At 65.5% G+C, this 21,408-nt stretch carries 21 protein-coding genes; 5 read left to right on the top strand and 16 right to left on the bottom strand.

What is annotated here, in order from left to right:
* Positions 1-547: 547 nt before the first annotated feature.
* Positions 548-709, bottom strand: coding sequence for a hypothetical protein (locus tag shn_RS36535; protein WP_162853126.1), 162 nt, complete (start codon positions 707-709; stop codon positions 548-550).
* 335 nt (positions 710-1,044) lie between these two features.
* On the opposite strand from shn_RS36535, the gene shn_RS37140 reads away from it, so the two are divergent.
* Positions 1,045-1,689 carry a DUF3307 domain-containing protein gene (locus shn_RS37140; RefSeq protein ID WP_245337439.1) on the top strand — a complete coding sequence of 215 codons (645 nt, stop codon included), beginning with the start codon at positions 1,045-1,047 and terminating at the stop codon, positions 1,687-1,689.
* Between the two features lie 7 nt (positions 1,690-1,696).
* Here shn_RS37140 and shn_RS24900 read toward each other — a convergent pair whose 3' ends face one another.
* Positions 1,697-2,593: a hypothetical protein gene (locus shn_RS24900; protein ID WP_064333191.1), complete on the bottom strand. Its 897-nt coding sequence runs from the start codon at positions 2,591-2,593 to the stop codon at positions 1,697-1,699.
* A 255-nt stretch (positions 2,594-2,848) separates the two neighbouring features.
* Between shn_RS24900 and shn_RS24895 the strand changes: the two genes are divergently transcribed.
* The 4 genes from shn_RS24895 to shn_RS24880 all read left to right on the top strand — a co-directional run bounded on the left by shn_RS24895 (position 2,849) and on the right by shn_RS24880 (position 7,783).
* On the top strand, positions 2,849-3,898 hold the full coding sequence (locus shn_RS24895) for a helix-turn-helix domain-containing protein (protein WP_064333190.1): 1,050 nt from the start codon (positions 2,849-2,851) through the stop codon (positions 3,896-3,898).
* 89 nt (positions 3,899-3,987) lie between these two features.
* Entirely contained in the window at positions 3,988-5,361 is a 1,374-nt protein-coding gene (locus shn_RS24890) for a transaminase (RefSeq protein ID WP_064333189.1), read from the top strand.
* The gene (locus tag shn_RS24885; protein WP_064333188.1) at positions 5,358-6,746 is read left to right on the top strand and encodes a glutamine synthetase family protein; all 1,389 of its coding nucleotides are present in this window, start codon (positions 5,358-5,360) and stop codon (positions 6,744-6,746) included. Before shn_RS24890 ends, shn_RS24885 begins: the two co-directional genes overlap by 4 nt.
* A 2-nt stretch (positions 6,747-6,748) precedes the next feature.
* A complete protein-coding gene (locus shn_RS24880) occupies positions 6,749-7,783 on the top strand; it encodes a histone deacetylase family protein (protein ID WP_064333187.1) in 1,035 nt (344 codons plus the stop codon).
* 3 nt (positions 7,784-7,786) lie between these two features.
* Here shn_RS24880 and shn_RS24875 read toward each other — a convergent pair whose 3' ends face one another.
* The 14 genes from shn_RS24875 to shn_RS24810 form a co-directional block, all read right to left on the bottom strand.
* On the bottom strand, positions 7,787-8,077 hold the full coding sequence (locus shn_RS24875) for a type II toxin-antitoxin system RelE/ParE family toxin (RefSeq protein WP_064333186.1): 291 nt from the start codon (positions 8,075-8,077) through the stop codon (positions 7,787-7,789).
* A gap of 6 nt (positions 8,078-8,083) precedes the next feature.
* Positions 8,084-8,320 (bottom strand): CopG family ribbon-helix-helix protein, encoded by a 237-nt coding sequence (locus shn_RS24870; RefSeq protein ID WP_064333185.1) that lies wholly within the window; start codon positions 8,318-8,320, stop codon positions 8,084-8,086.
* Positions 8,321-8,361: 41 nt separating this feature from the next.
* Positions 8,362-9,510 carry an alpha-hydroxy acid oxidase gene (locus shn_RS24865; RefSeq protein WP_064333184.1) on the bottom strand — a complete coding sequence of 383 codons (1,149 nt, stop codon included), beginning with the start codon at positions 9,508-9,510 and terminating at the stop codon, positions 8,362-8,364.
* A gap of 338 nt (positions 9,511-9,848) precedes the next feature.
* Entirely contained in the window at positions 9,849-10,892 is a 1,044-nt protein-coding gene (gene fba / locus shn_RS24860) for a class II fructose-bisphosphate aldolase (RefSeq protein WP_064333183.1), read from the bottom strand.
* Between the two features lie 246 nt (positions 10,893-11,138).
* Entirely contained in the window at positions 11,139-13,616 is a 2,478-nt protein-coding gene (locus tag shn_RS24855; protein ID WP_371328620.1) for a DNA translocase FtsK, read from the bottom strand.
* A gap of 353 nt (positions 13,617-13,969) precedes the next feature.
* Positions 13,970-15,037 (bottom strand): ABC transporter ATP-binding protein, encoded by a 1,068-nt coding sequence (locus shn_RS24850; protein WP_064333182.1) that lies wholly within the window; start codon positions 15,035-15,037, stop codon positions 13,970-13,972.
* Between the two features lie 11 nt (positions 15,038-15,048).
* On the bottom strand, positions 15,049-15,879 hold the full coding sequence (locus tag shn_RS24845; protein WP_064333181.1) for a carbohydrate ABC transporter permease: 831 nt from the start codon (positions 15,877-15,879) through the stop codon (positions 15,049-15,051).
* Positions 15,880-15,883: 4 nt separating this feature from the next.
* Positions 15,884-16,807, bottom strand: a complete 924-nt coding sequence (locus tag shn_RS24840) for a carbohydrate ABC transporter permease (RefSeq protein ID WP_064333180.1) — start codon at positions 16,805-16,807, stop codon at positions 15,884-15,886.
* A gap of 85 nt (positions 16,808-16,892) precedes the next feature.
* Positions 16,893-18,152 carry a sugar ABC transporter substrate-binding protein gene (locus tag shn_RS24835; RefSeq protein WP_064333179.1) on the bottom strand — a complete coding sequence of 420 codons (1,260 nt, stop codon included), beginning with the start codon at positions 18,150-18,152 and terminating at the stop codon, positions 16,893-16,895.
* 40 nt (positions 18,153-18,192) lie between these two features.
* Entirely contained in the window at positions 18,193-19,365 is a 1,173-nt protein-coding gene (locus tag shn_RS24830) for a PLP-dependent transferase (protein WP_064333178.1), read from the bottom strand.
* On the bottom strand, positions 19,362-20,084 hold the full coding sequence (locus shn_RS24825; protein ID WP_064333177.1) for a FadR/GntR family transcriptional regulator: 723 nt from the start codon (positions 20,082-20,084) through the stop codon (positions 19,362-19,364). The genes shn_RS24830 and shn_RS24825 overlap by 4 nt, the downstream gene beginning before the upstream one ends.
* Before the next feature lie 176 nt (positions 20,085-20,260).
* Positions 20,261-20,650 (bottom strand): monovalent cation/H(+) antiporter subunit G, encoded by a 390-nt coding sequence (mnhG, locus tag shn_RS24820; protein ID WP_371328619.1) that lies wholly within the window; start codon positions 20,648-20,650, stop codon positions 20,261-20,263.
* A gap of 2 nt (positions 20,651-20,652) precedes the next feature.
* Positions 20,653-20,934 (bottom strand): K+/H+ antiporter subunit F, encoded by a 282-nt coding sequence (locus tag shn_RS24815; protein ID WP_064333175.1) that lies wholly within the window; start codon positions 20,932-20,934, stop codon positions 20,653-20,655.
* Positions 20,931-21,407: a Na+/H+ antiporter subunit E gene (locus shn_RS24810; protein ID WP_064333174.1), complete on the bottom strand. Its 477-nt coding sequence runs from the start codon at positions 21,405-21,407 to the stop codon at positions 20,931-20,933. Before shn_RS24810 ends, shn_RS24815 begins: the two co-directional genes overlap by 4 nt.
* Position 21,408 lies beyond the last annotated feature (1 nt).

Below are 21,408 nucleotides of genomic sequence, written 5' to 3'. Positions count from 1 at the left end.
AATAGCGCGGCGGATTGGAAGCCGCAGTCCGGCCCTCCTAATTCGGAAAAAACCGTTTCGCTGCAAGCACCTCGCTGTCTTTTCGACAAGCTACCCGCTGAACCGCTTCAAAACTGCCCGACCTCCTGCGGCCGTGCTTGAAGCGTGTTTGGTTTTCGGATTTCTGGGCAGCTTACAGTAATTTTCCCCTCTTTACTGCTTCCACCGCGCATGAACGGTAGAATTCGATCGTTTCCATCAACACAGTCTTAACGGTGTGGAGATTGTTTCGGCGTGGCAGTGCGGTCGTCGCCGCTCTTTGGGTCGTCAGCCTTGCGGTGTCCGGGAACGGGGCCATGATCGCGACGCATCCCCTCCCGCCTCAAGGCGAAAGTCGGGTGAGCCGGAACCGGGACAAGACGATAAGCTGGTCAGCAGCACCGCATGGATCCGGGCCGGATCAGGCAATGGAATGACAGGCGCTCCATGGCGCTGGCGTTTCACGGAACCGGATGCCGGGATATCCTCCGAAATCGTATCGGAGGCCATCATGGGGCGCGGAAGTGCTTTAGCCGACGAAGCCGAAAATCACGGCGCTGACGAAGAGGAAGGCTCCGGCGACAGCGATATTGTTCACGAGAAGCTGTCGCTCTGCGCGGCGTGTTCTGCGATCGCTGACAGCCCCAAGAGGACCAAAGCTTGAACGGCCGCCGAGTTTCGCATTGCTCATTCACCATCATCCCTTGCTGTGGAGGCCGGATTTTCCGGTCTTCTCCGGGGCGGACATTCATACCCGCCCGTTCTCCGAGAATGATTTATATATTATCCCTATAAGATTGGTAGGGTATTTTTTCTCATTTTCGCCACACTGATGAATTCGCCTTTCACAATTGCTGTGCGTGACGGGCCCCGCGATACGAACGGGAGCCTTTCCGGGCCGGTGAACAGGTCGCGCTGTCCCAACAGGCCTGCGGCGATGCAGGCGGCAATCTCCAATCAGACCCGTGTCCTGGAAACCGGATGCCGTCGCACGTCCCTTCCTTGCTCAGGGGCGTGGCGGCTGGCATGAAGGGCGGAGGGACGATCTCGCGCCAGGCCCTGTTCGCCGGCAAGGAGGACATCTATCATGCGTTCCGGACCTGCCCGGTCCCGCTTCATCGGGCGGTGGGCAGCCTGGCGAAGGGCATCATCGAGACGGATGGCCGCCCGGGCGTTTCCGGCCGGGGCGGCGCGGCCGCCTTCGGGAATTGCATGGAAAGGGGCCGCCCCCTGCCTTACGGGCAGCGGGCAGACGGGAGCGGAATGATCGACATACCGGACCAGATCTCGACCGTTTGGATCGCTGCCGCCATGGCGGCGTTCCTCGTAAAACACTTTCTGGCCGATTTCGTCTTCCAGACGGACTGGATCGCCATGGGCAAGGAACGGCAGGAAGGCTGGTTGCTGCCGCTCGTGATCCATGCCGGCCTGCACGGCCTCCTCACCGCCCTGTTGTTTTCCATCGTCGCCCCGCCGCTCGCCTGGCTCGGCATCGCCGACGCCCTCGTGCACGGCACGATCGACCGGATGAAGGGCATTGCCGCCCGTCGCCAGGCGCTCACGCCCAGCAAGACGGGCTTCTGGTGGCTCCTGGGCGCGGACCAGACGCTGCATCACCTGACGCATCTGGTCCTTGCGGTCATTCTCGCCGCCGCCGGTTCGGCCGGATAGGTGGAAGTCAGGCCGGCGCGCCGGCGCGCCCTGCCGCCAGGGCCTCGCGCAGCAGAAGATCGGTCAGGGCGAACATGTCGGCAAACCAGCGGTCCGCCGCATGCCACATATTCGCCGTCAGGCGGATGTCGTGGCCGCCGCGCGTGGCGGCCGTCAAGAGCCCGGCGTCACGCGCCGCCTCGATGATGCGCCGGACATGGGTGCGCGACACGCCCGTCTGCATGGCAAGCCGCTGATAGCCGGAGCCGATGAGGCCATCACGGCCCTCGCGGCCGCCGCGCAGCAGGATGAGCAGGATCATGTAGCCGCAATCATGGGCGAAGAAGGGTGCAAGCGGCAGGTGGCGGCGGATGATCCGGCTGAGGCCCGGCAGGTGCGGCAACGTCGCGCGGCGCATGGCACGGTGCAGGTCCGGCGCAAGGGGACCCTTGTGACCGTCCGTCGGCGAAAGCCCGAATTCGGAAAGGCCGCTGACAAGCAGGCCGAGAATGCCGGCATCGCGCGCAAGAAGAGCGGCGCTGGGAACGAGCAGCCGCACGCGCCGGTCCGATGCATGGGTCTGCTGCGTCAGGAAACCGTATTTGCGCAGACAGGAGACCTGCGCCTCGACCCGGTTGCGGCTCGCCACGCCAAGTTCCGTCACCTCGCGCTGCAGCCGCCCGAGCGTCAGCCAGGTGGAGGATTGCGCCATGTCCTGACCGGCATGCAGCGAGAGCGCTGCGAGATAACAGAGGAACCGGCCTTCCTCCAGGATGAGCCGGTTGAACAGGTGGTTGCCCTCATAGAGCGCAAGCTTGCCGGCGATCAGACGGTCCCGCGCCGCGGCAAAACCCGGCGCATTCAGGAATTCGAACGGCGGCACCTGGAAGACCAGCGCGCTGTCGACAAAGGAAACCTGATCCATACCTCTTCCCCGATCCGGAACGATGCGCCCTCTGTTGTGGTTGTCGCGGCATCGCGGGCCTGAATGACCCTTTATTTTCCATGGGGTTGCAGCCCGATGAAACTGTCAATTGTATTACTAAGCCCAATCGGCATTATGAGACAGGAGGCCAAAAGAATGAGACACCGTGCCAAGCCGGCGAATTTCCGGGAACCTTCGTCCGTCCTTGCCTCTTGATCGGCAGGACCGCCCGTCATCGAACCGTCGCGAGAGAAAATGAGTCCCGTCGCCAAGCTGCCCTCCAACTCCGTCCTTGCCGAAGCCGGCGCGGATTGCCGTCGGGAAAGCCAGCTCTTCGCCGAGACGCTCGATCCCGTCTTCCGCACGACCATGGCGACGCCGGAGCGGCTCGACGATTTCCGGGCCAGCCTCGCCACCTATTTCATGGGGCCGGCCCTGTTCTTCGCGGCCGAAATGCTCGGCACGACCTATCGCTTCGCACGCGACCCCGGCCGCATCGCCCGCAGCGGCCTCGACCTCATCTTCGTGCAGGTGACGCTGGACGGCAGTGACATGCGCACGGTCAACGGCGAGACGATGCTGGTGGAGGCGGGCGACATCTCCCTCTTCGACCTGTCGCGCCCCATGCAGGCCGAGACCCAGCATTGCCGCAACCTCACCCTCGTGCTGCCGCGCCGCCTGCTCTTCGGCAAGGACGCGCAGACCGACGCCCTGCACGGCCTCCTCCTGAAACGCTCGACCAGCACCGCACGGCTGATCGGCAGCCACCTGCGCGCCCTGTTCGCGGATCTGACGGACATCACCCCGGACGAGGCGCCGGCCATCGTCACCGCCACGGCCAACCTCGTCAGCAATCTCGTCGCCCCCCAGATCGCCGAACGCAGCCTGCCCTCGCCCACGGTGCGCGGCGCCGTCCTCATGGAAATCCGCCGCTATATCGAGCAGAGCCTCGCCTTGCCCGATCTCGGGCCGGAGCATCTGTGCAAGGTGTTCGGCCTGTCGCGTGCCTCGCTCTACCGGTTGTTCGAGCCGATCGGCGGCGTCACCGACCATATCCGCAGCCGGCGCCTGCGCGCCGCCTTCGACATGCTGGTGGACGAGCGCAAGCGTACCGTCGGCGAGATCGCCTATGCCTGCGGCTTTTCCGACATCTCCGCCTTCTCGCGCGCCTTCCGGCACCAGTTCGGCATGAGCCCGCGCGAGGTGCGCGAGATGGGCGAGCGCGGGCCGCTCGCCCTCGGCTCCGCCGAAAAGCAGGCGGCTGCCTCCGTGCACGACTGGCTGCGCATCGTCAGCGCGCTTTAGCTCTTCCGGCAGGCATCTTGTCGTTTGACACTTGAAATCACATCAACCAATATGTGATCACATTTCTTGAGGATTTGCTGGAGAACGGGATGGAGAGGGCGAACCTGGAGGCGCGCGCCCGCGCGCTCATCGAGGCGGAGGCGGAGGTTTTTCGCGCGCGGCGGCCGCATTCGGCGGCGGCGCATGACGAGGCGACATCCGGTTTCTTCGACGGCGTGCCGCAGCACTGGATGCTCGACTGGCCGACGCCCTTCCCCCTCGTCGTCGACCAGGCCAGCGGCGCCGAACTCGTCGACATCGACGGCAACCGCATCGTCGACGTCTGCCTCGGCGACACCGGTGCCATGTTCGGCCATGGCCCCGCCCCGGTTCTCGAAGCCCTGAAGAATGCCGGCACGCGCGGCCTCACCACCATGTTGCCCTCTTCCGACGCCGCGGCGGTCGGTCGCCTGCTGGTGGAGCGCTTCGGCCTGCCGCGCTGGCAGCTCGGCGCCACCGCGAGCGACGCCAACCGCTTCGCCATCCGCGTCGCCCGCGCCGTCACCGGCCGGGCGAAACTCCTCGTCTTCGACGGCTGCTACCATGGCGCGGTGGACGACACGTTGGTGGACCTCGTCGACGGCAGGACCGTTTCCCGTCGCAACCTGCTCGGCCAGGTGCGCGATCTCGGCGAACTCACCGTCTCGATCCCCTTCAACGACGAGGCGGCGCTGGAAAAGGCGCTCGCCGGACACGACATCGCCTGCGTGCTCGCAGAGCCCGTCATGACGAATTGCGGCATGATCCCGCCCGCCCCCGGCTTCCATGCTGCGCTGCGGCGCCTGACGCGCGCGGCCGGCACGCTGCTGCTCATCGACGAGACGCACACCATCTCCACCGGCCTTGGCGGCTACAGCAAGGTGCACGGCCTTGAACCCGATCTCATGGTGATGGGCAAGCCGATCGGCGGCGGCGTACCGGTCAGCGTCTGGGGCATGACCCAGGCGATCTCCGACAGGCTGCACGTCATCCGCCGCGAGCAGAGCGGCCACGGCCATTCCGGCATCGGCACGACGCTGTCGGGCAGCGCGCTGCAGCTCGGCTGCCTGCGCGCCTGCCTCGAACAGGTGATGACCGAGGAGGCCTATCGCATCATGCAGGCGCGCGCCGACCGCATCGAGGCCGGTTTCAAGGCAGCCATCGCCGCCGCGGGCCTCGACTGGACCGTCGCACGCGTCGGTGCACGGCTGGAGGTCGTCTTCTCGCCGGTCCCCGTGCGCAACGCCGCGGAGGCGCGGGCCGCCGCGTCGGACACGATCGAGGCGGCCCTGCATCTTTCCATGCTGAACCTCGGTTATCTCCTGACGCCCTTCCACAACATGGTGCTCGTCAGCCCCGCCCTTTCGGAACAGCAGGCCGACGGGCTCGTGGCGGCCTTCGCGACCGTCACCGGACGCCTTGCGGAACGGAGGGCCGCCGCGTGAGCCGCGACCTCGCCACCCGCCCGCCGGAGGCCGCCGACATTTCGGAGGCCGAAGCGTTCCTCGCCGCCCATCCCGAAATCATCGCCTTCGACCTCGTCCTGATCGACCTCAACGGCATCGCGCGCGGCAAGATCATCCGGCGGCACGAGCTGCTGGCGATCTTCCGCTCCGGCCGGCACCTGCCCGGCTCGATCCTCGGCCTCGACGTGACGGGCGAGGACGTGGAGGAAACCGGCCTCGTCTGGTCGGATGGCGATGCAGACCGGCGTGCCTGGCCGGTTGCCGGCTCGCTCGTTCCGCTGCCCTGGACGTCCCCGCCGCGCGGCGAACTGCGCCTCGCCCTTTTCGAGCTCGACGGCACGCCAATGGCGGCCGACCCGCGCCATGCGCTGGCCCGCCAGGTGACGCATCTGGAGGCCGACGGTTTCCACCCCGTGCTCGCCTACGAGCTGGAATTCTACCTGCTCGACCGCGAGCGCGCGGCCGACGGCACCTTCCAGCCGCTGCGCCTGCCGCTTTCCGGCGAACGGCCGGATGGCATCCAGGTCTATGGCGTCACCGAGCTCGACCGGCTGGAGCCCTTCATCGACGCCGTCTATCGCGGCGCGGAGGCGCAGGGCCTGCCCGTCGAGACGATGATCTCGGAATATGCGCAGGGCCAGTTCGAGCTGACGTTGCGCCATGGCGCGGCGCTGCGCGCCGCCGACGACCTTGCCATGCTGAAGCGTCTCCTGCGCGCCCTCGCCGTGCGCCACGGCATGATGGCCTGCTTCATGGCAAAGCCCTTCGCCGGCCGTGCCGGCTCCGGCATGCATGTGCATGCGAGCCTTGCCGATGCCGGGGGCATCAATCGCTTCGCCGACCAGGACGAGGCGCTCTCGCCCCTCCTGAAACAGGCCGTCGCCGGCCTGCTGGAAACGATGCACGAATCCATGCTCGTCTTCGCCCCGCATCTCAATTCCTGGCGCCGCTTCTCCGCCCAGAGCTATGCGCCGACGACGCCGACCTGGGGCACCAACAACCGCAGCGTCGCGGTGCGTATCCCGGCCGGCTCGCCCGCCGGGCGCCATCTGGAACAGCGCGCCGCCGGCATCGATTCCAACCCCTATCTCGTCGGCGCCACCGTGCTTGCCGGCATGCGCAAGGGCATTCTCGACCGGGCCGACCCCGGCCCCGAAACGACGGCCTATGCGGAAAATGCCGGCGACGCGCTGCCGCCGGACTGGCGCAGCGCCATCGAGGCCGCAGCCCGCTCCGCCTTCCTCAAGGAGGCGCTCGGAGAGCGGCTGCACCACGTCTTCCTCGCCCTCAAGCGCGCCGAATACCGCCGCTTCGCCGCGGAAGTCACCGCGCTCGAACGCACGCTCTATGGTGAAGTCGTCTGATCATGAAAACCTTCTATACCGCCGACCATCACCTGCATCACAGCGGCATGGAACTGTCCTTCGGTCGCATCGTCGAGACCTTCGAGAAACCGGAGCGCGCCGAAATCGTTCTCAGGCGCGTCAAGGAGGTCGGTCTCGGCCCGGTGATCGAACCCGCCGCCTACGACCGCGCGGCCATCGAGCGTGTCCACACGCCGGACTATCTCGATTTCCTGCAGAACGTCTTTGCCGAATGGCGCGCCGCCGGCCGCGACGGCGAGGTCTGGCCCTATAGCTGGCGCCATCGCTCGATGCCGATGCTCGACGCCCCGCCGTCCGGCCTCGATGCGCGGCTTTCCTACTATTCCTTCGACATGGCGGGCTCGATCACCGGGACCACCTGGCAGGCCGCCAGGCGCGCCGCCGACACGGCGCTTGCCGGCGCCGATGCCGTGCTGTCCGGCGAGCGCGCCGCCTTCGCGCTCTGCCGCCCGCCCGGCCACCATGCCGGCCGCGATTTCTTCGGCGGCTACTGCTATCTCAACAATGCCGCCATCGCCGCCCAGCGCTTCCTCGACAACGGCCACGCCCGCGTCGCGATCTTCGACGTCGACTACCACCATGGCAACGGAACGCAGGAGATTTTCTACGACCGCGACGACGTTCTGCTGGCAAGCCTGCACGGCGACCCGGATTTCGAGTTTCCCTTCCACCTCGGCTATGCCCGCGAGCGCGGGGCCGGCCGGGGCGAGGGCTTCAACCTCAACTATCCCCTCCCCGCCGGCACCGGCTGGCTCGAATGGCAGGCCGCTTTCGAAGATGCGCATGCACGGATCGGCGCCTACGCCCCGACCGCCCTCGTCATCTCGCTCGGCGTCGATACATTCAAGGAAGACCCGATCTCGCAGTTCAAGCTGGAAAGCGAGCATTTCCTCGCCATCGGCCGCCGCATCGCCGACCTTGCCCTCCCGACACTCTTCGTCATGGAAGGCGGCTACGCGGTGGACGCCCTCGGCATCAACGCGGTGAACGTCCTGCAGGGTTTCGAGGGCGCCTGACGGTCAAAGAGTGTCTGGCCATTCCCGCGCGCCATGCTGCACGAAGAGAACGTCGATGCGGGTTTCCAGCACACGATAGGCGACGATATAGGGTGTTCCCGGCACGACGAGCTCTCGCGTTCCCGCGATCTCACCGGGTCGCCCGATGAAGGGATTGTCGGCCAGCAGGCGCCGGGTGCGACTGTGGATAGCCGTTACGATGCGCGCTGCAGCGGCAGGATTGCGCTCGGCGATATAGTCGCCTATCGCCTCAAGCTCCCGAAGATAACGACGGGTCCAGACGACTTTCGCCATCAACGATCAGCGCGCCGCATATTTGTTGAGGACGAGCGCGATCTCGTCCTCGCTCGCAAAGTCGCCGCGCTCCGCATCGGCAAGGCCTGCCTCGACGCCCTCGATCCATTTTTCCTGCCAGGCAAGCGAGCGACCATGCGCCAGCGCATCCTCGATGATCTGCCCGCGGGTCAATGACGACCGTGCCGCCAGCGCATCGATGCGGCGATCAAGGTCCTTGGAAATGTCGTCACGCTTGTCCATGCCGTATTCTCGCATGAACCCTGCTGCCCCGCCAGCCCCGCTCAAAGATCGGTATGCAGGTTCTTCCGCGACAGGTTCTTCACGTCGCGTTCACCGCAGAGCGCCAGGGTGACGTCGAGTTCCTTGCGGATGATCTCGAGCGCGCGGCGCACGCCGGCCTTGCCGCCGGCGCCGAGGCCGTAGAGGAAGGGGCGGCCGATATAGGTGCCCTTGGCGCCGTAGCAGAGCGCCTTGAGGACGTCCTGGCCGGAGCGGATGCCGCCGTCGAGATGAACCTCCATCCTGTCGCCGACGGCATCGACGATGCGCGGCAGCATGCTGATCGAGGAGGCGGCGCCGTCGAGCTGGCGGCCGCCATGGTTGGAGACGATGATGGCGTCGGCGCCGCTGTCGAGCGACATGCGCGCATCCTCCTCGTCGAGGATGCCCTTGAGGATGAGCTTGCCGCCCCAGCGGTCGCGGATCCATGCGATGTCCTTCCAGGACAGCTGCGGATCGAACTGTTCCGACGTCCAGGAGGAGAGCGAGGAGAGGTCCGTCACGCCCTTGGCGTGGCCGACGATATTGCCGAAGGTGCGGCGCTTCGTGCCGAGCATGTCGAGGCACCAGAAGGGCCGGGTCGCCATCTGCCAGACGTGTTTCGGCGTGAAGCGCGGCGGGGCGGAGAGGCCGTTGCGCAGGTCCTTGTGGCGCTGGCCGAGGATCTGGAGGTCGAGCGTCAGCACCAGCGCCGAGCAGCCGGCCGCCTTGGCCCGGTCGATGAGGTTGTGGACGAAATCCTTGTCCTGCATCACGTAGAGCTGGAACCAGAAGGGTTTCGACGTGACGGAGCGCACGTCCTCGATCGAGCAGATGCTCATGGTGGACAGCGTGAAGGGCACGCCGGCCTCCTCCGCCGCCTGCGCGGCGAGCATCTCGCCATCGGCATGCTGCATGCCGGTGAGCCCGGTCGGCGCGAGCGCGACGGGCATCGACACCGCCTCGCCGATCATCTCGCTGGCCAGCGAGCGGTTGGTCATGTCGACGAGCACGCGCTGGCGCAGCTTGACCTTGTGGAAATCGTCCTCGTTGGCCCGGTAGGTGCCCTCGGTCCAGGCGCCGGAATCCGCGTAGTCGAAGAACATCTTCGGCACGCGGCGGCGCGCCCGGTCCTTGAGGTCCGCGATCGTCAGGGCCTGGTCTACGCTCATGCTGTCTGTCCTCGCATCATCCGGCTTTTCGGGATCGCATCCTTTTACGAGGGGGCGCACAGGCCTGCAACGGCTTCCTGCCGGTTTCGGGAGGAAACATGCATCCTCATATGAATGAGATATTCAGAAATAAAGAATGATGCCACCGCGCTGTCAATGTGCATTTTCTGGCTGGCGGTCGATGCAGCGGAAAAGCGCCCTCCCGGCGGACCGCAGGACAATCGCATATGAAATGCAATCGTCGCCACGGCTCCCTTCTCCCCTCGGGGGAGAAGGGGCTGCGGCATCGTCCTGCCCCACATGCAATTGCCCTGCGGCAGTCCAGGAGGGCAATCGCCTTACTTGGTCGCGTAGAACTTCGCCATGTCGGGCAGGCGCTTCACGCGGATGCTGGAGGCCTTGCCGGCGGTGCGGAAGGCTTCGAAGCGCTCCTTGCAGACGTCCGCCATCAGGGCGGTCGCCGGCTTCAGGTAGTTGCGCGGGTCGAAATTGTCCGGCTTTTCCTTGAAGTTCTTGCGGATCGTGCCGGTCATGGCAAGGCGCAGGTCCGTGTCGATATTGACCTTGCGCACACCGAGCGGGATCGCCTTCTGGATTTCGGCGACCGGCACGCCCCAGGTCTGCTTCATCTCGCCGCCATAGGCGGTGAAGAGATCCTGCAGGTCCTGCGGAACCGAGGAGGAGCCGTGCATGACGAGATGCGTGTTCGGCAGCTTCTCGTTGATCTTCGCGATCGTATCGATCGACAGGATGTCGCCGTCCGGCGCGCGGGTGAACTTGTAGGCGCCGTGGCTGGTGCCGATGGCGACGGCCAGCGCGTCGACGCCGGTCCTGGAGACGAAGTCGAGCGCCTGGTCCGGATCGGTCAGCAGTTCCTCGCGGGAAAGCTTGCCCTCGAAGCCATGGCCGTCCTCCTTGTCGCCGGCGCCCGTTTCCAGGTTGCCGAGACAGCCAAGCTCACCTTCGACCGAAACGCCGGCCGCGTGCGCAATCTTCACGACCTCCGCCGTCACATCGACATTGTATTCGTAGCTGGCGACGGTCTTGCCATCGGCGAGCAGCGAACCATCCATCATGACGGAGGTGAAGCCGTTGGTGATGGCCGAGATGCAGGTGGAGGGCTGGTCGCCGTGGTCGAGGTGAAGGCAGACCGGGATATGCGGATATTCCTCTGCCGCACCGAGGATCAGGTGGCGCAGGAAAGCATCGCCCGCATAGGCGCGCGCACCGCGGCTCGCCTGCAGGATCACCGGAGAATCCGTCGCATCCGCCGCGCGCATGACCGCCTGGATATATTCCAGGTTGTTGACGTTGAATGCGGGCAGTGCGTAGTCATTCTCCGCTGCGTGATCGAGCAATTGCCGCATGGTGATCAATGCCATTCCTGTCCTCCTTGGGATGCTGGTTTCTCGGGTCGGCGGCACTATTCACAGATCGGTCCGCCATATGCAACAGGCCGGAAAGACCCCGTTCCAAGCCAAATCGATTAAATGGGACACGCGCAACGAATTTCCCGTGGACATGACGAAAATCCGGCCCGCGGTGGCGGGCCGGATCGAGAAATGCGTTCCGATTCAAACAAGTAGGACAAATGCCCGGCGGCTGGGCAATCGCCGCCGGCCCAATTGTCAATCGTCGTCGGTCGGCTCGGGCGCCTGGAAGCTGCCGCGCTCGCCGGAGATGATCTCGCGTTTGCCGACATGGTTGGCAGGACCGACGAGGCCTTCCTTCTCCATGCGCTCGACGAGGGAGGCGGCACGGTTGTAGCCGACGGCAAGGCGCCGCTGGATATAGGACGTCGAGCACTTGCGGTCGCGCATCACGACCTTGACGGCCTTCTCGTAGAGGTCGTCGCCGTCTTCTGCCGCGATATCGCCCTTGTCGAACACCGCACCGCCTGCCGCTGGCTTCTCGTCCTCTTCTTCCTCTTCCTCGGCCGTCACGGTCTCCAGATATTCCGGGCGACCCTGGGCCTTCAGGTGCAACACGACCTTTTCGACCTCCTCGTCGGAGACGAAGGGACCATGCACGCGGGAAATACGGCCGCCGCCGGCCATGTGCAGCATGTCGCCCTGGCCGAGGAGCTGTTCGGCGCCCTGCTCGCCGAGAATGGTGCGGCTGTCGATCTTCGACGTCACCTGGAAGGAGATGCGCGTCGGGAAGTTGGCCTTGATCGTGCCGGTGATGACGTCGACCGAGGGGCGCTGCGTCGCCATGATCAGGTGGATGCCGGCCGCGCGGGCCATCTGGGCGAGCCGCTGGATCGCGCCTTCGATCTCCTTGCCGGCGACCATCATCAGGTCGGCCATCTCGTCGACGATGACGACGATATAGGGCATCGGATCGAGGGCGAGCTCCTGCTCCTCGTGGATCGCCTCGCCGGTTCCCTTGTCGAAGCCGGTCTGGACGCTGATCGAGATCGTCTCGCCCTTGTCGCGTGCGGCGGCCACGCGGTTGTTGTAGCCGTCGATGTTGCGCACGCCGAGGCGGGACATCTTCCGGTAACGGTCCTCCATCTCGCGCACCGCCCATTTCAGCGCCATGACGGCCTTCTTGGGATCGGTGACGACGGGGGTCAGCAGGTGCGGGATGCCGTCATAGATCGACAGTTCCAGCATCTTGGGGTCGACCATGATCAGGCGGCACTCTTCCGGGCGGAAGCGATAGAGCAGCGACAGGATCATCGTATTGATGGCGACGGACTTGCCCGAGCCGGTGGTGCCGGCGACGAGCAGGTGCGGCATCTTGGCGAGTTCCGCGATGACGGGTTCGCCGCCGATCGTCTTGCCGAGGCAGATCGGCAGCTTGAAGCCGGTCTTGGCGAAATCCTGGCTCTCGATCATCTCGCGGAAATAGACCGTCTCGCGCGTCGCATTCGGCAGTTCGATGCCGATGACGTTGCGTCCGGGCACGACCGCGACACGCGCCGACAGCGCCGACATGGAGCGGGCGATATCGTCGGCAAGGCCGATGACGCGGGAGGATTTGACGCCGGGCGCGGGCTCGAATTCATAGAGCGTGACGACCGGGCCTGGGCGGACATGGATGATCTCGCCGCGCACGCCGAAATCTTCCAGCACGCTTTCGAGGAGGCCGGCATTCTGCTCCAGTTGTTCCTGGGTCAGAACGTAGCCGACGGTGCCCGGGGGCTCCTGCAGGAGTTCGCGCGGCGGATATTCGTAGGCATCGCCGGCCGGCGTCGCCATCATGACCTGGAACGGCCGGGCGCGCGACAGCACCGAGGACGGGGTTTCGCGCACGGGCTCGACAGCCGCAACCGGGGTGACGACCGGCGTGACGGCGACCGGGACGGGCTGGACCTCGGCGACGGCCGGGACGGGCTCCGCCACCGTCTCGACGGCCGGGGTCGCAACGACCGCCACAGGCTCCGCCTTGACCTCGGCAACGGGGGCGGCCTCGACCGCCGCAGTCCGGGCAACGGCCGGGCGGCATTCGACGACGCGGAAGAGCGAGGCGATGGAGGGCACGTCCTGGCGCACCTCGGGAACCGCGACCGGCTTCGGCACGGCAACGGCGGCCGGCGCGGGAACGGGCGCCGGCATGCGCACCACGGTGACGGCCGGCCTTGCCGGCCGCTCGACCGCATCCTCGTCCGGCACCAGCGTTTCCCAGAAGGCGTGGTCGGAGAGGTTGGCAAAACGGCTGATTGCGGTACGCACGTCGGTCTTCTCGGCTGGCTTTGTGATGGAAATGGCCGGTTTGGCGACGGGGACGACCGCCGCTGCGGCAACGGGTGCCGGCAGCGGGCCGGCCGGCTTGAACACGACGGCGGCATCGGCAGGCGTTCCGGTCGTGCCCGCGGCGACCACGGCCTGCACCAGCGGCGGCACCGGCTCGACAACGGTTGCCGCTGCGGCAGCCTCGGCCTGCTGTGCCTCGGAGCGGCGGCGGCGCTCCTCCAGTGCCTCGCGCAGGCGCTGCAGCAGTTCCGTCTGGGAAAGCTGCGCCATCTCGGCAGGCTGAGCCGCCGGCTGGACGACCTGCTCGACCATCGGGTCGGCCGGCTGCATCTCTTCCGCGGCCGCCTCCTCGATCCTGGCGGCGACCTTGTCGGGGGTGCGCGTGAAGCGGACGTTCGGCGCCATGTAGAAATGGCTCTCCCAGCTTCCGTCGGCATACTGGCCGGGATCGTAGCTCCTCAGCACCGGCGAGCGGAAACGCGGGCGATAGTCCTCGTCGTTGGCGACCGGCTCTCCGGCTGCATGCCAATCGTCGGCCTGCGGCAGGGATTCCGGCAAGGCATTGTTTTCGCGGGAATAATACGGCGCTTGTTCGCCGGCTCCCTCTTCGGTTTCAAGGATGGGGTAGAAGTTTGTTCTGGAAATACGCATGAACCTGCAAACTCGACGATCATTGCCGATAGGGATGCGTAGATGGTTAGGAAATGAAGGTTAACATTGTCTTTGGACGGGACCGAAATCGTGTTCACGATCCCGTTTCATTCCACCCGCTGGCCCTGCGTCCCGAAGAGGTGAAGCCGCTCCTGCGGCAGGTCGACGCGGACCGCCGGACCGGGATCCAGCATCGCCCGGTCGAGCGTGAAAATTTTCATCGGGACATCGTGGATGCTCACATGCATGATGATGCCGAAGCCCGTCGGCTCGATGAGGTCGACCTTCGCCTCCAGCGCGCCATGCGCATCGAGCACCACATGCTCGGGGCGGATGCCCAGCGTCGCCGTCGCGCCTGATTCGATGCCGGCCCGCCGCGGGACGGGCAAGGTCACCCCGTTCGCCAGCCGCAGGTCCGCGTGATCACCCGAAACGAGATAGCGCCCCTCGAAGAAGTTCATGCCCGGCGAACCGATGAAGCCCGCGACGAAGAGATTGGCCGGCCGGTCGTAGAGATCGAGCGGCGTGCCGACCTGCTGGACGACGCCGGCATGCATGGCGACGATCCGGTCCGCCAGCGTCATCGCCTCGATCTGGTCGTGGGTGACGTAGATGGAAGTCGCATGAAGATCGCCGTGCAGCTTCTTGATTTCAGCGCGCATCTGCTCACGCAGGCGGGCATCGAGGTTGGACAGCGGCTCGTCGAAGAGAAAGGCCTTCGGCTGGCGCACGATGGCGCGACCCATGGCGACACGCTGGCGCTGGCCGCCGGAAAGCGCGCGCGGGCGGCGCTCCAGCAGCGGATCGAGGCCGAGTTTCGCAGCGGCCCCGCCGACGGCGCTGGCGATCTTCTCCTTGGCGGTGCGACGGAGCTTCAGGCTGTAGCTCATATTGTCGGCGACGCTCATATGCGGGTAGAGCGCGTAGGACTGGAACACCATGGCGATGTCGCGATCCTTCGGGGCAAGGTCGTTGACCCGCTTGCCGTCAATGCGGATGTCGCCGGACGTGACGTCCTCCAGCCCGGCGATCATGCGCAGCAGCGTGGATTTCCCGCAGCCCGAGGGGCCGACCAGCACGATGAACTCGCCGTCTCGGATGGTGAGATCGACGCCGTGCAGCACGGAAAAGGCGCCGAAGCTCTTGCGGATGTCCTGGATGTCGATGGAAGCCATGGAAGACCCTTTCAGCCTTTGACCGCGCCGGCCGTCAGGCCCTGCACGAGGTAGCGCTGGATGAGGAGGAAGAAGAGGCAGGCCGGGATGAGCGCGAGAATGCCCGCCGCCATCATCTGCCCGAAATCGACCGAGAATTTCGAAACGAAGGTGAGAAGGCCGACCGGGAAGGTCGCCGCGTCGTTGCCGGAGATCAGCATCAGCGCGAAGAGCAGCTCGCTCCAGGCGGCCGTGAAGACGAAGCCGAGCGTCGCGGCGATGCCGGGCAGCGTCAGCGGCAGGATGATCTGGCGGAAGGCGACGAACTGCGTCGCCCCGTCGATCATCGCCGCCTCCTCCAGGTCCTTCGGGATGCCGTCGAAGAAGGACTGCATGAGGAAGGTGGCGAAGGGCACGTTGAAGGCGGTGTAGACGATGATAAGGCCGGTGAGGCTGTTGGTGAGGCCGAGCGGCGAGAGCATCTTGAAGATCGGCGCGACCAGCATGACCAGCGGGAACATTTGCGTGATCAGCATCAAGGCGACGATCCAGTATTTCGCCCGGAAACGGAAGCGCGACAGGGCGTAGCCGGCGAGCGAGGCGAGGATGGTAACCGCCACGGCCGTCGAGCCGGCAACGATCAGGCTGTTCTTGAAGAAGGTCGGAAAGGCGCTGTGGGCGATGACGAAGGTGTAGTGCTCGAAAGTGGCGCGCGAGGGCCACATCCGTACGCCTTCGCTGTAGAGCAGGTCGTTCGGCGTCACCGAGACCTTCAGCAGCCAGAACAGCGGAAAGAGCGCGACGACGATATAGGCGAGGATCGCGAGCCGGTGCGCCACGGTGAGGAAAGGCTTGCTTCTCATGGTCTCACCCCTTGTTCAGCAGCGTCTGGCGCAAAAGCACGATCAGCATCGAATAGGCCAGCAGCAGGACCAGCAGCACGAGGGCGATGGCCGAGGCGTAGCCGAAATCGAGGCGCCTGAAGGCCTGCGTGAAGATGTAGCTGGCGACGATCTGCGTGCGGTCGGCCGGCCCGCCATTCGTCATGACGACGATGAGGTCGGCGAAATTCGAGATCCAGACGGTGCGCAGCAGGATGGTGATGGCAATGGTGGGCGCGAGGAACGGCAGGGTGATCGAGAGGAAACGCTGCACCGGCCCTGCCCCGTCGATGCTGGCGGCCTCGTAGAGATCGCGCGGGATCGCCTGAAGCGCGGCGAGCAGGGTGATCGCGAAGAAGGGAATGCCCCACCAGACATTGGCGACGATCGGCCCCCACATGGCGAGGTGCGGATCGGAAAGAATGTTGTTCGGCGCGTCGAGAATGCCGAGCGCATGCATCCAGTGCGGCAGCGGGCCGATGACCGGGTTGAACAGCCAGGCCCAGTTGAGGCCGGCGAGGAAGCTCGGCACCGCCCAGGGCAGGAAGACCAGCGCCTGCGCGAGGCCGCGGCCGGCAAAGGGCTTGTCGAGCAGCAGCGCGAGGATGAGGCCAAAGAGGAATTGCAGGAAGACCGAGGCGCCAGTCCACCACAGCGTGTTGCGCAGCGCGCGGAAGAACGCCTGGTCCTCGCTGAGCGCGAGAAAATGATCGAGCCCGATGAAGCCGCCGGAAAGCGGGTTCAGCAGCTGGATATCGCGGAACGCATAGGAAATGCCGAGCACCAGCGGCACCAGCATGACGGCGATGATGAGGATCAGCGCCGGCGCACTGTAGAGATAGGGTTCCGATGCGTCGGCAATCCGCTTCCTGAGCGGCCGCACGGCGTGCGGATGGGCGGCAAGGGTCATCGTCTCGCTTCCGTTGAAGGTGGCGGGGCGTTCAAAATATATCTCCGGGCGGAGCCTCGTATCTCCGCCCGGAGCGTTCCTCAGCCTATTTCTTGGCGAGGAACTTTTGCTGGGCCTTGGTCAGGTAGTCTGCCCACTGGCCCGCAAGGTCCTCCGGCGTGATGTCGCCGAGAAGGGCTTCCTGCGAGGTCTTGATGACCAGCGAATCCTTGAAGAAGGCGAACTCCTCCAGATGCGTCGGCATCACGGTCGGCACGGCATCCTTGTCCTCCAGCTCGGCGAACCAGCCCTTGAACTGCTCGCTGGCATAGAACGGGTCCTTCTCCGCGGACGTGTGCACCGGCAGCGCGCCCGTGCGCTTGTTCCACTCGATATTGCCCTCCGGGCCTTCGAGCGTCCCGATCAGCTTCCAGGCGAGATCCTTGTTGGCGCTGGAGGCGAACATCGACCAGCCGGCGAAACCGATCGTCGGGAAGGTTTTCCCATCCGGTCCCTTCGGCATGGTCATGATGCCGTAGTCTTCCGCCTTCATGCGCTCGGCAATGGCGATGAGCGCGTCCGGGTCCTGGTCGAGGAAGGCGCAGGTGCCGGAGTAGAAGCCGGCGACGATCTCGTTGAAGCCCCAGTTGACGCTGTCCTTCGGGGCATAACCGTTCTTGTAGAGGTCGATCAGGAAGGTCAGGCCCTTCACCCAGCCTTCGCTGTTGAAGGTGGAGGTGCCGTCCTCGTTGAAGAATTTGTTGTCGCCGGCCATGGAGGCGCCGAACATCACCCAGCCGTTGAGCCCGCCCGGGCCGCCGCGCAGGCAATAGCCGTATTTGCCGGGCAGTGCCGAAACCTTCTTGGAGGCTTCGGCGAATTCGTCCAGCGTCTTCGGCGGCTCGGAGACGCCGGCTTCTTCGAGCAGTTTCTTGTTGTAGAACATGGCGCGCAGGTAGAAGCCGTAGGGCAGCATATAGGCCGTGTCGTCGATGTCACGGCCGAGTTCCAGCGCGCGGGCAGTCAGGCCGGACGTGTGCTCCCATTTGGCAAGATACGGCTCCAGGCTCTCCAGCATGCCGTTGTTGGCATAGAGCGACAGCCAGGTGTCGGGCATTTCCATGACATCGGGCACTTCGCCGGCCGAGACCATGGTGGCGAATTTCTGGAAGGCCTCGCCCCAGGGCAGCGAGATGATCTCGACCTTGGTGCCGGGGTTTTCCGCCTCGAACTTGCCGACGATGGATTTCAGCGTCTCCGTGCGCTCGGGGCTGGTGATCACCTCGACGAGCTTGAGCGTCGTATCGGCCAATGCGCTCGACGCCATCAGGGTGGTGATGAGTGCTGCAGTCAAAAGTCTCTTCATGGTCGTTCCCTCTTTTCTGGTTTTGCTTCGAAGTTTGACGTCAGGTTTCGGTCGCGGCGGTTATCGCCGCGTCCAGATCACTCCACAGGGCCTCGGTTCCCTCCAGGCCGACGTGGAGACGCACGGACCGCGCATCGATGCCGAAGGCATGCGCGGAATTGGGCTCGGCTTTCTGCTGAAGAACCACCTCGCCCGGCACGATCAGGCTCTCATGCCCGCCCCAGGAGACGCCGAGCTTGAAGAGCGTCAGGCGGTCGGCGAAGGCGCGGATGTCGATGCCCTCGCGGAAGGTGAAGGAGAAGAGGCCCGACGTGCCGGTCAATCCCGGCGGCAGGCGGTTGGCGAGCGCGGGGTGAAAGACCTTGTCGACGATGTCGAGCGCCTGAAGCCGTTTGGCGATTTCGAGTGCCGAAGCCTCGTGCGCCTTCATGCGGATCGGCAGCGTGCGCAGGCCCCGCACGAGCAGCCATGCGTCGAAGGGCGAGAGCTTGCCGCCGAGATAGGGATAGGCCTCCGAGCGGATGCGGCCGACCAGTTCCTTCGAGCCGGCGACGACACCGGCGACGACGTCGCTGTGGCCGCCGAGATATTTCGAGGCCGAGTGCAGCACGAGATCGACGCCGAGCGTCAACGGCCGCTGGAAGACGGGGCTCGCCCAGCTGTTGTCGATGACGCTGACGATGCCGTGGCGCCGGGCAAGAGCGGCGAGCGCGCCGACATCGTGCGCCTCCATCACCCAGCTCGTCGGGCTTTCGAGATAGAGCAGCCTGGCGCCCGGCAGGGCTTTTGCCACCGCCTCCTCGTCGCGCCCGTCGACATAGGTCACCTCGATCTTCATGCGCTTGAGATGCGTGCCGAACAGGCGGAAGGCATCCGGGTAGCAATGACGCACGGCGACGATGCGATCGCCCGGCTCGACGAAGGAAAGCACGGTGGAGGAGATCGCCGCCATGCCGCTCGCAAAGCCCAGCGCGTCCTCGCCGCCTTCGAGCTTGGCCAGCATCTCCTCGAAGGCGCGCACCGTCGGGTTGAGGCCGCGGGTATAGATCGGCCGCACGATCTCGCCGCGATAGGCGGCCACCATCTCGTCATAGCTGCCGAAGGTGAAGAGCGAGGTCTGCACGATGGGCGGCACCACCGCGTCGAAGGCGTTCGCCTCGTCATGGGCGACGGTGAGGGCGGCAAAGTCGAACGGATCGGCTCCGTTGATCATCGGGACATGTCCTTGATGTCTTCCTCGACGACGGCGAGGATCTTCAGGGTTTCCGTCCGCGCCGCCTCGGGATCCCGGGCGGCGACGGCGTTGAAAAGCGTGCGGTGGAACGGGAAGGAACGGCGGGCGAAGTCCGGCCGGTTGAACGGCTTTTCCCAGAATCGCTCGAAGGCGCCGCGCATCTGCTCCAGGAGCTGCTTGAACAGCGGATTGTGCGTGGCGTCATAGATGGCGAGGTGGAAGGCGAGGTCTTCCGGTCCGGAGGTACCCTTGGCGAGCTGAACGCGTTCCATCTCGTTCAGCTTCTCCTCGATGATGGCGACATCCTCATCCGTGCGCCGCCGCGCGGCGACCATGCCGGCTTCGCATTCGATGCCGCGGCGGACCTCCAGCGTCTGGAGCAGCACGTCGCGCAGATGCACCGCATCGAAGGAGAGCGGCATGTGCACCGTTGCCGTCGTGATCGGCTTCAGGAGATAGGTGCCGCTGCCCTTGCGGCTTTCGATGACGCCGAGCGCCTGGAAATGGCGGATCGCCTCGCGGATCGTCGAGCGGCCGACCGCCAGCGCCGCCATCAGCTCGCGCTCGGCCGGCAGCCGGTCGCCGGCCGCAAGGCTGGCGCGGTCGATATAGGAGGCGAGCGCCTCCGTCACCTGCCGCGCCCGGTCGATGGGCGGCAACGGCTCGATCTGCGGCCTGTCGCTCGGTTCGCCTGGCATGATGCCAATTCCCCTGTTTCGTGTCAGCTTCTCAAATTGGTCTGACATCTTAGCATTATGCGGCGAGCTTCGGCTGTCAAGCGCCAATCATCCATGAGCAGCTTCATCGCCCATGAAAAACGGGCCGATCAGAGATCGGCCCGTCCGGAAATGACGATGGAATGGAAGCCTCGCGGCTATTCGCCCGCGGCGGGCTGGCCCTCGGCCTCCCGCGGGAGCGGCGCCTCGGCCGGCACCTCGGGATTGCCCTCCGCCCGGTCGCGATGCAGGGCCGCGCGGGCGAGCAGCATCAGCGTGACGGGCGTCGTCACCGTCACGAAGATGCCGATCAGGATCTCGTGCACGACGGGGCGGGTGGCGAGCACGGTGAAGAAGATCATCGAGGCCATGACGATGCCGCCCGTGCCCCAGCTCGTGCCGAGCGTCGGTGCGTGGATGCGCTCGTAGAAGGACGGCAGACGGGCAAAGCCGATCGTGCCGATGAGCGTCAGGCCGGCGCCGACGACGAGGAAGAAGGAGACGGCAAGCGCCGCCCAGGCCGGCAGGTCGTCCGCATGCTCGATCACGCTCATTCGATCACCTCCCCGCGCATCAGGAACTTGGCAAGTGCGACCGTTGCCACGAAGCCGAGCATGCCGATGACCAGCGAAGCCTCGAAATAGATGACCCTGCCGGTGCGCATGCCGAAGACCATGAGCAGCAGCATGGAGTTCACATAGAGCGTGTCGAGCGCCAGCACGCGGTCCTGCGCGCGCGGGCCGCGGAACATGCGCAGCGCCGCAAGCGCCATGGCGATGGCGAGGAATACCTGCGCGATGGTGACGGACCAGGCGAGGATCGTGTGGCTCATTTGAAGATCTCCATCAGCAGCGCCTCGTAGCGGGTCTTGATCAGCACCTGCCACTCCGCTTCGTCGACGAGGTCGAGGACGTGGATCAGCACCGTCTTGCTGAGCGAATTGTATTCCAGCCAGGCCGTGCCCGGCGTGCTGGTGATGACGACGGCGAGCACGGCGAGTGCCGTCGGGTTTTCAAGATCGAGCGGCACGGTGATGAAGCCGGACTTGTGCTTGCGCCGGCCGCCGGTGATGAGGATCGAGGCGACGGCGAGGTTCGAGCGCAGGATATCGTAGAGCACGATGCCGATGAGTTTCGGCAGCAGATACCATTTCGGCAGGTGCGGCTTTACGGGTCGCAGGGCCGCCATGCCCCAGGAGGCGAAGACCGACACGATGCAGCCGAGGATGAGGTGGCCGAGCGTGAAGCCGTTGAGGGCGAGCCACATGATGACGAGCGAGGCGCTGAGCAGCGGATAGGGAAGCATG

Source organism: Shinella sp. HZN7 (assembly GCF_001652565.1).
GTDB classification, from domain to species: Bacteria; Pseudomonadota; Alphaproteobacteria; order Rhizobiales; family Rhizobiaceae; genus Shinella; species Shinella granuli.
The sequence above is the reverse complement of the archived record's forward strand: the minus strand, read 5'-3'. Positions and strand labels throughout refer to the sequence as shown.

Excerpts from the sequence above, each read along its gene's own strand:
- shn_RS36535 (WP_162853126.1), bottom strand. The coding sequence starts at position 709 with ATGAGCAATGCGAAACTCGGCGGCCGTTCAAGCTTTGGTCCTCTTGGG.
- shn_RS37140 (WP_245337439.1), top strand. The coding sequence starts at position 1,045 with ATGAAGGGCGGAGGGACGATCTCGCGCCAGGCCCTGTTCGCCGGCAAG.
- shn_RS24900 (WP_064333191.1), bottom strand. The coding sequence starts at position 2,593 with ATGGATCAGGTTTCCTTTGTCGACAGCGCGCTGGTCTTCCAGGTGCCG.
- shn_RS24895 (WP_064333190.1), top strand. The coding sequence starts at position 2,849 with ATGAGTCCCGTCGCCAAGCTGCCCTCCAACTCCGTCCTTGCCGAAGCC.
- shn_RS24890 (WP_064333189.1), top strand. The coding sequence starts at position 3,988 with ATGGAGAGGGCGAACCTGGAGGCGCGCGCCCGCGCGCTCATCGAGGCG.
- shn_RS24880 (WP_064333187.1), top strand. The coding sequence starts at position 6,749 with ATGAAAACCTTCTATACCGCCGACCATCACCTGCATCACAGCGGCATG.
- shn_RS24875 (WP_064333186.1), bottom strand. The coding sequence starts at position 8,077 with ATGGCGAAAGTCGTCTGGACCCGTCGTTATCTTCGGGAGCTTGAGGCG.
- shn_RS24870 (WP_064333185.1), bottom strand. The coding sequence starts at position 8,320 with ATGGACAAGCGTGACGACATTTCCAAGGACCTTGATCGCCGCATCGAT.
- shn_RS24865 (WP_064333184.1), bottom strand. The coding sequence starts at position 9,510 with ATGAGCGTAGACCAGGCCCTGACGATCGCGGACCTCAAGGACCGGGCG.
- fba (WP_064333183.1), bottom strand. The coding sequence starts at position 10,892 with ATGGCATTGATCACCATGCGGCAATTGCTCGATCACGCAGCGGAGAAT.
- shn_RS24855 (WP_371328620.1), bottom strand. The coding sequence starts at position 13,616 with ATGGCGCCGAACGTCCGCTTCACGCGCACCCCCGACAAGGTCGCCGCC.
- shn_RS24850 (WP_064333182.1), bottom strand. The coding sequence starts at position 15,037 with ATGGCTTCCATCGACATCCAGGACATCCGCAAGAGCTTCGGCGCCTTT.
- shn_RS24845 (WP_064333181.1), bottom strand. The coding sequence starts at position 15,879 with ATGAGAAGCAAGCCTTTCCTCACCGTGGCGCACCGGCTCGCGATCCTC.
- shn_RS24840 (WP_064333180.1), bottom strand. The coding sequence starts at position 16,807 with ATGACCCTTGCCGCCCATCCGCACGCCGTGCGGCCGCTCAGGAAGCGG.
- shn_RS24835 (WP_064333179.1), bottom strand. The coding sequence starts at position 18,152 with ATGAAGAGACTTTTGACTGCAGCACTCATCACCACCCTGATGGCGTCG.
- shn_RS24830 (WP_064333178.1), bottom strand. The coding sequence starts at position 19,365 with ATGATCAACGGAGCCGATCCGTTCGACTTTGCCGCCCTCACCGTCGCC.
- shn_RS24825 (WP_064333177.1), bottom strand. The coding sequence starts at position 20,084 with ATGCCAGGCGAACCGAGCGACAGGCCGCAGATCGAGCCGTTGCCGCCC.
- shn_RS24815 (WP_064333175.1), bottom strand. The coding sequence starts at position 20,934 with ATGAGCCACACGATCCTCGCCTGGTCCGTCACCATCGCGCAGGTATTC.
- shn_RS24810 (WP_064333174.1), bottom strand. The coding sequence starts at position 21,407 with ATGCTTCCCTATCCGCTGCTCAGCGCCTCGCTCGTCATCATGTGGCTC.